Genomic DNA, 12365 nt, shown 5'->3' with positions numbered 1-12365 from the left:
AAGCAAACAACCGATGCCAGAGCCGACGCCCAAGCTCTTACAGCTCGGCCACGACAACGCCGTTGTAGACCTCGTCCCAACGATCCATAACCAGATGACCGGTCATGGGATCCATGGCATTGAGCTTGCCGCAGGTGTTGGCGGTACGCAGCACCGTCTCGTCGTCCGCGCCGGCAGCGATGGCATGCGCGAAACCGGCGATAGTGGAGTCGCCGGAACCCGTAGCGTTAACGGCAGGAATATCGGGGGTCTTGGCACGGAACGCACGTCCGTTGTGGAAGCCCACGGAGCCGGCAGCGCCCATGGACACGACGACCCAGGGGATATCGGAGAAGCGGGCGTCAGAGGCGAGCGCAGCACGGAGCTCGTCCACATCGTCGGTGGTAAAGCTCGTGCCCAACAAGCCGTTGATCTCGGTTAGGTTAGGCTTGACCAGCTCGGGCTTGACCTCGGACTTGAGGGCAGCCTCAAGCGAAGCGCCCGAGGTATCGAGCAGCACCTTGGCGCCGGCGTTCTCGGCAATGCCCGTAATCTTGGCATAGTAGTCCGCCTCGACGCCGCGGGGCAGCGAACCCGAAATAGTGACGACGTCGGCCTTGCTCGCAAGCTCGGTAAACTTGGCGGTAAAGGCATCCAGCTCCTCGGGGGCAATCGTCGGGCCGCTCTCGAGCAGCTCGGTCTGGTTGCCAGCGTGGAGGATGTTGAGGCAAATGCGAGTCTCGCCCTTGATGGGCACAAAGTCGTTGTTAATACCGTTGGCATCCATGAGCTCTGCCATATAGGCGCCCATATGGCCACCGAGCAGACCGGTTGCCACAACGTCGTCGCCCAGCTGGCCCAGCACACGGGCCACGTTGAGACCCTTGCCGCCGGCGGTCTTTTCGGGCGTCACACGGTTGACGTCGTCGATAATGAGCTCATCGAGCTGATAGCGCGTATCGACAGACGGGTTCATCGTAACGGTGAGGATCATTTTAGCTCCTTATCTCGCGGGCTCCTTGTGCCTCGCGATACGAGTCGACAAAACGGAATTACAGAATCTCAATCGTGAACGAGCGAACGACAGTCTCCTTGGGCTTGGCGACAAGGCAGCCGCGCTTATGCTCAAGTACGTCGTCCTCATCGGAGCAGGTCGAGAGGCCGCCCCAGGGCTCAACTGCCACAAAATCGCCCTCGGGCTTACTCCACACGATGAGGTACGGGAAACCCTCAAAACTCAAGCGAACGCCCTTGTCCTCGCCCTTCTTGGAAAGCGTGACCTGACGACTCTCGAGCACGTCAAAGATGGTCTCCGCAAAATCGAAGAGCTCATGCGACAGGGGCAGCGTCTTTCCCACCATGGGGTTCTTTGAACGGTTAGCTACATCAATCAAGCCAGTCGAGGGTACGGCGGTGCAAAGCTCCGCAGCCTCGTCTTTCTCGAAGCGCAACTCGTAGTCCGTATAGGCCTCGCCCTCGTCGAGCGGGCACCTAAAGCCGGGGTGTCCACCGATAAAGAACGGCATGTCCTCGGTGCCCTCGTTGGTCACCTCATAGGAAACGCGCACGGCAGCGTCCTCGAGCGTATAACGAGCGACAAGCTTAAACGGGTAGGGATAATCTCTCAGCAGCGCGGCGTTATCCTCCGAAGCCAGGCACATAGCCAGCTCGTTTGCGCTTTGGCTCAGCAGCTTCCACTCCTGCTTGCGCGCAAAGCCGTGGCGAGCGAGCTTTACATGATGCCCGGCAAACGTCATGGCGCTGCCATCGCGCAGGCCTCCGCAAATCGGGAAGCAAATCGGTGCCTGGCCGGACCACACGGCGGGATCGCCCTGCCACAAGTACTCGCGGCCTCCGGCCTCAATCGAGGTAAACGAACCACCAGCCGTGGACACCTTAATAGAAATCGAATCGTTGGAGAGAGCGTATACCATTGCCCATCCTTTCGAACAACTGCTTTTGCTCGCAAGTATCCGTCTCGGCCCTGACCAAAGGACAAACCCGCACGCTCAACGATGTGTCCGGTATCCCAGCCATGCAACGGGGTACCATACAGACATTGATGCAATTACAGCTGGAAGGCCTTCTTATGCGAACCATCATCCTCTACGCCTCGCGCCATCACGGCAATACGAAAAAGCTCGTGGACGCCATCGTCGAGGCACACCCCGAGATCGATACCCTCGATGTCAAGGCGCTCGGCAAAAACGAGTATCCCAATCTGCACGAATATCATCTGATCGGTGTCGCCACGGGCATCTATTACTCCGAGATCGACAAGGACATGGCACGCGTGCTCACCAACGTGCTGCAGCCGCAGGACAAGGTGTTTGGCCTTATGACCTACGGCGGCAAAAACAAGTGGTATGGCAAGGATATCGACGGCATCTGCCGCATGAGGCAGGCCATCTTTATGGGTGTCTACGGCTGCCCCGGCTTTGATACGTGGGGGCCGTTCAAACTCACCGGCGGTGTCCAAAAGGGACACCCGACCGCTGAGGAAATTAAGGGCGCCGTCGACTTCTTCGACAAGATCGAAGACGAGTATGGCGACATCATCGTCGAAGAGTATGCCAAGCGCGAGAAGCGCCTAGCATACGAGAAGGAGCATCCTGCAGGAGGCCTGGTGGCCGGCGTTAAGCGCACGGTAAAGAAGATCGCTAACAAGCTGTAACTGTGAAGGTACTTTTGAGCGTTTAACCCATGCGGCGGGTCCGAGCAGATTCGGACCCGCCGTCTTTTTCTATCGTTACTCGGTAAAGGCGTTGCCGACGCTCTGACCGCCAACATACGTCTCGACGAGGGTGAGCTCATGGTCGAACACGACAAAGTCGGCGTCGCGACCCGGCATGATGCTGCCGCACTTATCCTCGATGTGCACGGAGCGTGCCGGCACCTCGGTTGCCATGCGAATGGCGATATCGGCACTGGCAATGCCCCAGTCGACGATGTTCTTAACGCCCTGGGCAAGCGTGAGCACCGAGCCGGCAATGCTCTTGCCGTCGGCGAGCCAGCACAGGTTGTCCTTCATGATGACGTCCATGCCGCCACTGGTGTAGCTGCCCTCGGGCATGCCGCCGCAACCCAGGCAGTCGGTGATGAGCACCGTATGCTGCCAGCCCTTTGCCTGCAGCAGCGCCTTGATAGCGCCAGGGTTTACGTGCTTGCCGTCACAGATGATCTCGGCGTAGGTCTCGGGCGTGGACATGGCAGCACCCACAACACCGGGCTCACGGTGATGCAGTCCGCGCTGGCCGTTATAGGTATGCGTAAAGCAGCTGGCACCGGCGTTGATGGCGGCGATGCACTCATCGTAGGTGGCGTCGGAGTGACCGATGCTGGTCACCACACCCTTGGCGTTCAGAGCAGCCGCATAAGCAGCGGCACCGTCGTGCTCGGCTGCCATGGCGCTCTTAACGATGCGACCACCCGCAGCCTCCTGCCACTGATCGAAGACCTCCTCGGAGGGATCGATAAGATAAGCGGGGTTCTGCGCGCCCACGTGCTTCATGGTAAAGAAAGGGCCCTCCAGGTAGATGCCCTGAATGCGAGCACCGCAGAAGTCGGGGCCACGGCCCTCGTCCGCCTGAGCGATGGCGGCGCAGGCGTCCTTGATCTGCTCGACGCCATCGGTGAATGTCGTGGGCAGCCAGCTGGTGGTACCGCGACGGGCGAGCTCGGTCGAGCTGATATCGATGCCCTCGGGATCGTTATCGGTAGTCGAATGGTTATAGAAGCCATGGATGTGGGTGTCGACCATGCCCGGCGCGATCCACGATCCCGTGTAGTCCTTGATCTCGCAGGAGGGCTCGTCGGCCTGCCAAGCGCCAAAGACGCCGTCCTCGACCATAAGATAGCCGCCCAGTTGCGGGCCTGCCGGCAAGAAGAACTTGTCAGCCTTAATTGCGTACGTGCTCATATGTACTCCTTACTTCTAAAGCAGTTGACTGTGGTGATGTTTATACCCAGCTCACGTAAAACAAAAAGCGCCCGCCCGCCGTTATGAGCGGACGGGCGCCCTTACAGGGGGACGCGATTAAGCGGTGAAGGGGTGAATCGTCACACCCTTGACCACGCGGTTGACCGTGCCGGTGGGGCTCGGCGTGTCGGGCGTGTTGCCCACGCGCACGGAGTTAAGCAGGCTGATAGCCTGAGCAAACATCACGAACGGCAGAGCAAGGTAGCCCTCGGGAAGTGCCTCGTAGCCCTTAAAGGTGAAGGACTCACCCTCGTAGACAGTAGCACCATCCTGCTGAACGGCAACGGTGTGCTGAGCAATATCGTCGCCACCGATCTCATTGAGGATGTCGATGTCGTACTGACGGGTGTAGGCGTCGTTGTTGACGAACACGAACACGAGGGTCTTGTCGTCGACGAAGGACTTGGGTCCGTGACGATAGCCCATGGAAGTGTCGTAAGAAGTGGCAACCAGGCCGTGAGCGAGCTCGAGGATCTTGAGCTGGCTCTCCTGGGCAAGGCCACCGAAGGAGCCAGAACCCAAGTAGGTCACGCGGTTGAAGTCTCCAGCGAGGTAATCGGCGACCTCGGGCTCACGGGAGATGACCTCCTCGCCCATCTTGGCGATGGTCTCGACCCACTCGGCCTTCTGCTCGTCAGAGGCAGTGTCGAAAATAAGGGTGGCGAGCAGGGTCATGCAGGAATAAGAACCGGTCATGGCGAAGCCCTTGTCGTTGGCGCGCGGAATGAGCAGCGTCAGCGCGTTGGGATCATCGGCAGACTCGACGGCGAGCTTGCCCTCGGGAGCGCAGGTGATGTTGAGGAATTTGACGTTGTGGACAAGCTCCTTGGCAACGGCAACGGCGGCAAGGCTCTCGGGGCTGTTGCCAGAGCGGGCAAAGGAAACCACGAGCGTGGGATCCTCGGCGCGCAGGAAGTCGCGCGGGGCGCTCACGATGTCGGTCGTGGCAATGGGCTTAAAGTCGTAGAGATCAGTGTTGCCAGCGTGACGCAGGTACGGGGCGCAGGTATCGCCAACGTAGTCAGACGTACCGGCACCGGTGAAGACAACGGACAGACGGCCCTCGCCCATAGCGCGAGCCTCGGCCAGAAAGGCTTCGATGGCCTCCTTGTTCTCACGATAGATGTTGAGCGTATCACGCCAAAGCTCGGGCTGCTGAGCAATCTCGGCCGTGGTGATCTGGGCGCCGAGCTCGGTGAGCTCCTCGACACTCTTCTCGAACATTTCTAATACCTCTCTCTAGAAGTAATCCTCTGACGTGCAATTATACACTTCGGTTGGTTATCTGGTAGTAACCAGTTAACTGCAAGGAATCACCATATGGAAACGATGCGAACACTAGTTGCCACGCTGGTGGTAAACCTTGTATTTAAACTGATCGGCACGAGCAACCGAGAGCGTATACTCCACAACCTCGTTTGACTCGTTATACGTAGTCCTGACCAAATCGAGCACAGGCGACCCCTCGACAATTGCCAAAAGGTGGGCATCGGTGGGACGGGCTATGCTCGCATAGAACTCCTCTTCGGCCACGCGAATCTTTTGCTGAAAGTCCTGCTCAATCACATCGTAAAGCGGCTTACTCTCCAGCAGTGGTCGCTTTAGGGACAGAAATTGACGAACCGGCAGATAGCTGCGTTCGACCATCATGGGCATGTTGTCGGCAGAACGAAGGCGCTTGAGCTTAAAAACGCGATCACCGATATGCAATCCCATATGCTCGGCTAGATTCTTATCGGCCTCCATCTCGCAAAACTCGAGAATCGTGGTCTCGGGGTCACGACCCATCGCGCGCATCTGTTCGGTAAAGCTGTAGGACTGCATAAGATTGGTTGCCTTTGCCGAACGGTCGGTCACAAAGGTACCGCGACCGTGCTGCCGAACCACCAATCCTAAACGCTCCAGTTCCTGCAGAGCCAGGCGTACCGTGGTGCGCGAGAGACCATAGCGCTCCGAAAGTTCGCGCTCGGAAGGAATCATGTCACCGGCACGATATTCATGGTCAATCTTTTCGGTCAGAATATCGACCAGCTGATCGTACAGCGGTTGCTTACGCGCCCCGATCGCCATCCTATCCTCCCATTTTCTCAAACTCGGCTACTACCTTGGGTGGTTAACATTATCTGTCTGCCACATCCGAATCATCAAGAAAACAAAAGCCGCGCGCTCTTTCGAGCACGCGGCTTTTAACATACACATGGCTTAAGGGGTCGGGGTGTGAGCCGCGTAGGGACACACCCCTCAAGCTAGAGCCTTACCAGATGCTCGGCCAGAGACCAAGCGGGCCAGCGCCCAGGATGCCCAGGACGAAGAGCAGCAGAATGCCCTTGGTCGGGGTCCAGCTGTGCTTAGCGAACATGTAGTAAAGCAGCAGCGTAAGCATAAGCGGGACGAGCTTCGGGACGATGGTGTTGAGGGTGTCGGCAACAGAGAAGTTGACCGGATCCTCGGTAACGGTGCCGTAGGTCACGGACTCCATGCCGTTGCCCAGATCGGTGACGCCGCACTCGACAGCGTTGCCGTCGGCATCGGAAGCGGTGAGGGCGTTGCCGTCCTTATCGGTCATGGCGATGGTACCGGCCTCAGCGGTCTCGGTGTCGATGCCCTCCATACCGGTGAAGTTCTCGGCCTCCTTCTCGGAGACGATCACGGTAGTAGCGGAGAGGCCACGGGTGGTGCCGTTGGGAATCTGGAGGTTGATCTGGGTGCCACCCATGGTGACGACCAGGCAACCGACGACGAAGACGCCCATGATGGAAGCGGCGCGCGTGAAGGCCTGCATGTTGGCGGTCAGAGCGTCAATAGCGCTGGTGCCAAGCTTGTAGGACCAGTTCATGAGCCAGAAGCGCAGTGCGAACTGGACGGCGTTGAAGATCACCAGGAAGATGATCGGCGCAGCGGCGTTGCCGTTGATGGCCATGTTGGAGGTGATGCCAGCCGTGATAGGCACGAGCGTCAGCCAGAACAGGGCGTCACCGATACCACCGAGCGGGCCCATTGCGGCGACGCGGACGGCGCGAATCGTGGGGATGTCAACCTTGTTCTGCTCGAGCGAAAGCACGATGCCCATAACAAAGGTGACGAGGAACGGGTGAGTGTTGAAGAACTCCAGGTTGTGGCTCATGGAAGCCGCGAGGTCGTTCTTGTTGGTATGGATCTTCTCCAGACCGGGGATGATGGAGTAGAGCCAGCCAGCGGCCTGCATACGCTCGTAGTTGAACGAGGCCTGCAGGAAGCAGGAGCGCCAAGCCATCTTGTTGAGGGTCTTCTGGTCGAGCTGCGGAGCAGGAGTGAGATCCTCGTAGTGCTCCGGGATCACATACTCATTAGATGCCATCTTCGAAGTCACCTCCGTCAGAAACAGCTGCACCCTTCAGCTCGGTCTGCTGCTGGAAGTCCCAGAAAGCGATGCCGAAGCCGATGAGAGCGAGGATGAGCAGGGCAGGAGTTGCCAGAGAATCGTTGGCAACGGTGATGATCGCGAGGCCAAAGCCCATGAGGAAGAAGCCCCACATATCGCGGTTCATCATAACCTTGAGCAGGACGGCGAAGCCGACGAAGCGCATCATGCCGCCTGCAGCGGAGAGACCGGTCTGCAGCCAAGCCGGGATGGCGGAAGCGATGGTCTGACCGATGGTAGCGCCAGCGATGAAGAACAGGGTGACGACGATAGCGAAGATCAGGCCGAGCAGAGCCATGGCGAAGTAGTTCAGACGCTCGATACCCTTGGTGTCAGCGTTGTGAGCCATGTTGTCCGCGGAGGACATGAGCGGCGACATAAGCGTGAAGACCAGGGTAACGCCGAGCTGACCAAGCAGAGCGAACGGAATGGCAAGGCCGACTGCCGCGTTGGGCTCGAGGCCCGTGGCGATTGCGAGAATGGCTGCCATGATGCCGCCGATGACGGCGTTAGGCGGCTGAGCGCCTCCGATCGGCATGTTGCCGATCGTCATGAGCTGATAGGTACCACCCACGAGAAGACCGGTGTTGAGGTCGCCAAGGATAAGACCGATGACGGCGCCGGTGACGATGGGCTGATAGAGAGACTCGAGGAAGTTGAACTGGTCGATTGCCGCGACGAACGTGACGATGAAGACCAGAGCGACCTGGATGATCGAGTATTCCATCTTGCTCCTCCTTTCAAAATGCATGTACGCACTTTTGATATCACGTACAGAACGTCAGGGTTTCACTCCTGACAATGTGGATCACGAGGATTACGAGAAGAGCTTGCTCGTGTCCTCAACAGGCGTGCTCGGAACGCGCCTGATCTCCAGCTCCACCCCCAATTCCTGCAGCTCTTTAAACGCAGCGACATCCTCGTCGTTAACTGCGACGGAGGTGGCGACTTGGCGCTTTCCTTCCGACATGTGCATGTTGCCGATGTTTACCTTCTTTATAGGCACACCGCCCTTGACGAGCGTAAGCACGTCTTCCGGTGTTTCGGCCACGATGAAGATCTTCTGGCGCGGGCTCGCCTTGCCGATGACGTCGATGGTCTTCTGCAGGGAGAAGAAACGCGTAGCGACGCCGGCGGGAGCGGCCATCTTCATGAGGTTCTGGCGCATGGTATTGGTTGACACGTCGTCGTTGGCGACGAGGATGAGGTTGGAGCCCAGAGTGGAGTTCCACTGGGTGGCAACCTGACCATGAATCAGTCGGTTATCGATGCGGGTAAGAAGAATGTTGGGTTCTGCCATGTTGATCAGCTTCCTTTCGCTATTTGCTGACGACAGTTACTTGATCTCCTGAATCGCGTAACGCGAAACATCTACGACGGCTCCGGATCGGACTTTGATCTGGACCTTCTCGCCTTCGATGCCCTTGACGGTTCCGTAGATACCGCCGGCGAAAAGAACCTCCTGACCCGGCTTGAGCTCGGTGTGCAGCTCCTTGAAGTACTTCTGCTTCTTCTTCATGTTGATTTGCGACCAGATGGTGTAAATCAAGCCCATGATGACAAGCAGGCCTAAAAGGGCGACCGAGGAGCTCAGGACGTTGGCTCCGAAATCGGCCATTAGATGCCATCCTCGTCGCCAAAGATATCCTCTTCGTCGGAGCCGGCAACGGATGCGACCGTCTGGGCGGTGATGCCCGTCTGGCCAACGGTCACTGCCTGCTCACCAAGCTCGGCGAGCGTGGCATTGCCGCGGAGGAACAGAAGCTCAATAACCATGGGGAGGTTGGTGCCGGTCAGAACTTCGACGTTGTCGACATCCTGGGCAATCATCATCGACTGGTTAAACGGGGTGCCGCCAAGCAGGTCGGTAAAGACAAGCACGCCATCGCACTCCTCGCGCATGGCGGTAATAGCGGCGCGGAGATCCTCACCGTAGGAAGCAGCCTGATCGCCCTCAAAAGGAACGACGGTAAAAGCGGGCTGGTCACCGGCAACCATAGCGATAGCGCTTGCGAGACCGGGTGCGAACTGTCCATGACCGGTAAGAATAAAGCCAACCATTCAAATTTCCCTTCCGAAGGCGTGTACGATCTGAGTCCGATGATTTTCGGAAGCCAGCGGGCGCTCGCCCTTAAAGCTTCTTAGAAAGCGTTCTTTGAAGACCAGTGGTTTCTCAACTGGTAGTAACCACGTGACGTGTTGTTGCCACTATATCACCCCAGAAGAGGTCGCTTTCGTTGATTCATACAGTAAAACGTTTTTGCACCGCTCACGGTGATATTTCGACCGTTTACCGGTCGTTAACACATCTACCTGCGGTTTTGAAACCGTTTCGAAATACTTTGGCAAAAGACCTGATCTTTTCCCGTGTCTAAACAACGCAGGGCGGCTAAAAATAGCGTGTAGAAAAATTGCAGGTCATTGTGAAGATATGTGAATTGGTCTTTTTTACTTAATACCAGTCTGAACCAGTTTTGAGATTATCGGTGAACGGTCGTTTTCGACCGTTCACCGGTTACTTGCAATCGTTTGCAGTTGTTTTCCCAGATGAATTAGGGAGACCCGATGAAGCACGTGCGTGATCATTCAATCTGCCCTTTCCGTCTCAATAGATAGCCCTCCAACGCAAAAAGCCCCCTAGAACGATGTCCGCTCTAGGGGGCTTCAGCAAATATTTCGGCTTCGTACTCGAAGGCTCAGACAAATCTTTACGCAAACAGGCCGTAGATGCTGATGTTGGCCTTGGCGTAGAGGCCGTTAGCATACTCGGTCCACTTGGAGCTGGCGCTCGAAGCCTGCGAAGAGTACTGCTGGTAGGCGGTGTAATAGGCGGTCATGGCCTGCTTATAGGTAGCGCTATCGGCCGTAAAGGCATCGTCGGCAAAGGCCTTAGCGTAGGTGCTGTCCTTGTCCTTCCAGGTACCCTTCTCGCTATCCCACTCGTCACCGGCAAGGTTGATGATGTAGTCGGCGTAGTCCTTGCTCGCGGTGTCCTCGTTGCCGTCAGAAGGCTCGGTCGGAGCGATCGGCATGCTTGCGGAGCTATCGCCCACCTTCTTCTTGTAGAGCTTCTGCAGCGTTGCGGACTGACGGACGATCTGCTTGGCCTGATCCTTGGACACGCCATACTGCGTGGCCATGGTCTTGTAGTCCGAAGTGCCGATAGAATCCTCGGCGTACTTCTTCATCTCCTTAGAAGAGACGGTGATGCCCTCATCCTCGGCAGCGTCCAGCAGAATCTGGTTGCGCACGTAGGACAGGATGACATCGGCAGAGGGAGCGGTGTAGTTGCCATCGCTATCCTTGACGGTATCAAGGCTGTACTGGCTCTCGATGGCCTCGCGCGCGGTGATGTCGCTCTTCTTGCCGTTGTAGCTGTAGCTTGCCACGGTCGAATCGAGCTGGTCCTCGGTGAGGGTCGCCGAGCCGACGCCCTTGCCGCCAAAACCACCGTTGCCGATAAAGAAGCCGACCACAGCAGCGATCACGATGGCGACCACAAAGGCGGCAATCATCGTCTTCTTGTGCTTGGATGCGCTGTCGTCCACGTCGGAGTCATCGTCCTCGTCCTGCTCCTCAGGCATGAGGTTCTCGTCGGCGGCATCCGCGGCAATCTGAGCCTCCAGGCGGGCGTCCTCCTCCTCGGCGGTCGTGCCGGCAGCAATGTGCTCGGCAGACGTACCTGCGACCAGATCGATCTTCTCGTCCTCGTCACCGTCGGGGCCTTCGCCGCGCTCGATGATCTGGATGCCGTCGATCTCGTCCTTTTCGTCCTTCTTTTGAATCAGACCCATATCAGTTACTCCTTGTTAAGAAACATAGTCCTCAATAGAATACGCCCGACAGAGCGCCGGGCGTATTCATTCTCAGGTTATCCGCAAACGTATAAGTACCGCTTAGGCGTTTGAAGCCGTATCCCCTTAGGCAAGATGCGCGATAACGGCATCGGCAAAGGCCTGCGTGCCCACGGCGCCCTCAATGGAGCCGGTCTGGGCACGACGCACGTCACCGGTAACCTGCTCGCCCTCATCGAGCGTGGCAGATACGGCGGCGCGAATGCGATTGGCAGCATCGTTCTCGCCCAGATGATCGAGCATCATGGCGGCAGACAGAATCTCGGCCGTGGGGTTAGCGATATCCTGGCCAGCGATATCGGGCGCGGAGCCATGCGTGGCCTCAAAGATGGCGCAGTCGGCTCCGATATTGGAGCCGGGGGCCATGCCAAGGCCGCCCACAAGACCGGCGCACAAGTCGCTGACGATATCGCCATACAAATTGGGCAGGACTAGAACATCGAAGTCGTTGGGGTTCTGAACCAGACCCATGCAGGTGGCGTCGACGATCTTGTCGTTGAACTCGATATCGGGATAGTTGGCAGCCACCTCGCGAGCCACGCGCAGGAACAGGCCGTCAGTCGCCTTCATGATGTTGGCCTTATGCACGGCCGTCACCTTTTTGCGGCCGCAGCGGCGAGCATACTCAAAGGCGTACTCCACAATACGGCGGCTCTTGGCGATGGAGATGGGCTTGATCGAGATGGCGGAATCCGCGGCGAAGGTTTTCTGACCCGAGCGCTCGACAAGCTGTGAAAGCTCCTCGACCTCGGCAGCGCCTTCGTCGAACTCAATACCAGCGTAGAGGTCCTCGGTGTTCTCGCGCACGATAACCAGGTCGACATCGCGGAAGCGCGAGCCATCGCCCGGTTGCGACAGGCAGGGGCGCACGCAGGCGTACAGATCGAAGTGCTTACGCAGGGCAACGTTGACGCTGCGGAACCCCGTACCGACCGGCGTGGTGATGGGGCCCTTGATGGCAACTTTGGTCTGGGCGACGGCATCGAGCACATGCTGGGGCAGCGGCGTGCCAAACTCGTCCATGACGCCGGCACCGGCCTCCTGGACGTTCCAATTGATCTGGACACCGGCGGCCTCGACCACGCGGCGCATGGCCTGCGTAATCTCGGGACCGATCCCGTCACCGGGAATCAGGACTACATCGTGCGCCATA

The 12365-nt window shown here is 58.0% G+C and carries 13 protein-coding genes; 1 reads left to right on the top strand and 12 read right to left on the bottom strand.

The features are described 5' to 3' along the window. Positions 1–37: 37 nt before the first annotated feature. The gene (locus ACTQXM_RS04885) at positions 38–973 is read right to left on the bottom strand and encodes a hexose kinase (protein ID WP_441537210.1); all 936 of its coding nucleotides are present in this window, start codon (positions 971–973) and stop codon (positions 38–40) included. 58 nt (positions 974–1031) lie between these two features. Beyond that, positions 1032–1913, bottom strand: a complete 882-nt coding sequence (locus tag ACTQXM_RS04880) for an aldose 1-epimerase family protein (RefSeq protein ID WP_154514986.1) — start codon at positions 1911–1913, stop codon at positions 1032–1034. Positions 1914–2068: 155 nt separating this feature from the next. Here ACTQXM_RS04880 and ACTQXM_RS04875 point away from each other — a divergent pair, with 155 nt between their 5' ends. Further along, entirely contained in the window at positions 2069–2653 is a 585-nt protein-coding gene (locus ACTQXM_RS04875) for a flavodoxin domain-containing protein (protein WP_229770598.1), read from the top strand. Between the two features lie 75 nt (positions 2654–2728). On the opposite strand, the gene nagA is transcribed toward ACTQXM_RS04875, so the two are convergent. The 10 genes from nagA to ACTQXM_RS04825 form a co-directional block, all read right to left on the bottom strand. Next, positions 2729–3898 (bottom strand): N-acetylglucosamine-6-phosphate deacetylase, encoded by a 1170-nt coding sequence (nagA, locus tag ACTQXM_RS04870; protein ID WP_154514990.1) that lies wholly within the window; start codon positions 3896–3898, stop codon positions 2729–2731. A gap of 117 nt (positions 3899–4015) precedes the next feature. Then, positions 4016–5182, bottom strand: a complete 1167-nt coding sequence (gene agaS / locus ACTQXM_RS04865; protein WP_154514992.1) for an SIS domain-containing protein — start codon at positions 5180–5182, stop codon at positions 4016–4018. 114 nt (positions 5183–5296) lie between these two features. Continuing rightward, positions 5297–6028, bottom strand: coding sequence for a GntR family transcriptional regulator (locus ACTQXM_RS04860; protein WP_441537209.1), 732 nt, complete (start codon positions 6026–6028; stop codon positions 5297–5299). Between the two features lie 184 nt (positions 6029–6212). Continuing rightward, positions 6213–7295, bottom strand: coding sequence for a PTS system mannose/fructose/sorbose family transporter subunit IID (locus ACTQXM_RS04855; protein ID WP_138374505.1), 1083 nt, complete (start codon positions 7293–7295; stop codon positions 6213–6215). Then, a complete protein-coding gene (locus ACTQXM_RS04850; protein ID WP_154514996.1) occupies positions 7285–8085 on the bottom strand; it encodes a PTS mannose/fructose/sorbose/N-acetylgalactosamine transporter subunit IIC in 801 nt (266 codons plus the stop codon). Before ACTQXM_RS04850 ends, ACTQXM_RS04855 begins: the two co-directional genes overlap by 11 nt. 90 nt (positions 8086–8175) lie before the next feature. After that, a complete protein-coding gene (gene agaV / locus ACTQXM_RS04845) occupies positions 8176–8658 on the bottom strand; it encodes a PTS N-acetylgalactosamine transporter subunit IIB (RefSeq protein WP_154514998.1) in 483 nt (160 codons plus the stop codon). A gap of 36 nt (positions 8659–8694) precedes the next feature. Then, a complete protein-coding gene (yajC, locus tag ACTQXM_RS04840) occupies positions 8695–8976 on the bottom strand; it encodes a preprotein translocase subunit YajC (protein ID WP_022094612.1) in 282 nt (93 codons plus the stop codon). After that, positions 8976–9419 carry a PTS fructose transporter subunit IIA gene (locus ACTQXM_RS04835; protein ID WP_117743271.1) on the bottom strand — a complete coding sequence of 148 codons (444 nt, stop codon included), beginning with the start codon at positions 9417–9419 and terminating at the stop codon, positions 8976–8978. Before ACTQXM_RS04835 ends, yajC begins: the two co-directional genes overlap by 1 nt. A 647-nt stretch (positions 9420–10066) precedes the next feature. Beyond that, positions 10067–11152 (bottom strand): hypothetical protein, encoded by a 1086-nt coding sequence (locus ACTQXM_RS04830; protein ID WP_441537208.1) that lies wholly within the window; start codon positions 11150–11152, stop codon positions 10067–10069. A gap of 126 nt (positions 11153–11278) precedes the next feature. Further along, on the bottom strand, positions 11279–12364 hold the full coding sequence (locus ACTQXM_RS04825) for an isocitrate/isopropylmalate dehydrogenase family protein (protein ID WP_441537207.1): 1086 nt from the start codon (positions 12362–12364) through the stop codon (positions 11279–11281). Position 12365 lies beyond the last annotated feature (1 nt).

Source organism: Collinsella sp. LCP19S3_D3, assembly GCF_052121455.1.
GTDB lineage: Bacteria > Actinomycetota > Coriobacteriia > Coriobacteriales > Coriobacteriaceae > Collinsella.
This window is presented reverse-complemented; position numbering and strand designations above follow the sequence as displayed.

Bases quoted from the DNA above. Each gene is read 5' to 3' on its own strand.
- ACTQXM_RS04885 (WP_441537210.1), bottom strand. From the start codon at position 973: ATGATCCTCACCGTTACGATGAACCCGTCTGTCGATACGCGCTATCAG.
- ACTQXM_RS04880 (WP_154514986.1), bottom strand. From the start codon at position 1,913: ATGGTATACGCTCTCTCCAACGATTCGATTTCTATTAAGGTGTCCACG.
- ACTQXM_RS04875 (WP_229770598.1), top strand. From the start codon at position 2,069: ATGCGAACCATCATCCTCTACGCCTCGCGCCATCACGGCAATACGAAA.
- nagA (WP_154514990.1), bottom strand. From the start codon at position 3,898: ATGAGCACGTACGCAATTAAGGCTGACAAGTTCTTCTTGCCGGCAGGC.
- agaS (WP_154514992.1), bottom strand. From the start codon at position 5,182: ATGTTCGAGAAGAGTGTCGAGGAGCTCACCGAGCTCGGCGCCCAGATC.
- ACTQXM_RS04860 (WP_441537209.1), bottom strand. From the start codon at position 6,028: ATGGCGATCGGGGCGCGTAAGCAACCGCTGTACGATCAGCTGGTCGAT.
- ACTQXM_RS04855 (WP_138374505.1), bottom strand. From the start codon at position 7,295: ATGGCATCTAATGAGTATGTGATCCCGGAGCACTACGAGGATCTCACT.
- ACTQXM_RS04850 (WP_154514996.1), bottom strand. From the start codon at position 8,085: ATGGAATACTCGATCATCCAGGTCGCTCTGGTCTTCATCGTCACGTTC.
- agaV (WP_154514998.1), bottom strand. From the start codon at position 8,658: ATGGCAGAACCCAACATTCTTCTTACCCGCATCGATAACCGACTGATT.
- yajC (WP_022094612.1), bottom strand. From the start codon at position 8,976: ATGGCCGATTTCGGAGCCAACGTCCTGAGCTCCTCGGTCGCCCTTTTA.
- ACTQXM_RS04835 (WP_117743271.1), bottom strand. From the start codon at position 9,419: ATGGTTGGCTTTATTCTTACCGGTCATGGACAGTTCGCACCCGGTCTC.
- ACTQXM_RS04830 (WP_441537208.1), bottom strand. From the start codon at position 11,152: ATGGGTCTGATTCAAAAGAAGGACGAAAAGGACGAGATCGACGGCATC.
- ACTQXM_RS04825 (WP_441537207.1), bottom strand. From the start codon at position 12,364: ATGGCGCACGATGTAGTCCTGATTCCCGGTGACGGGATCGGTCCCGAG.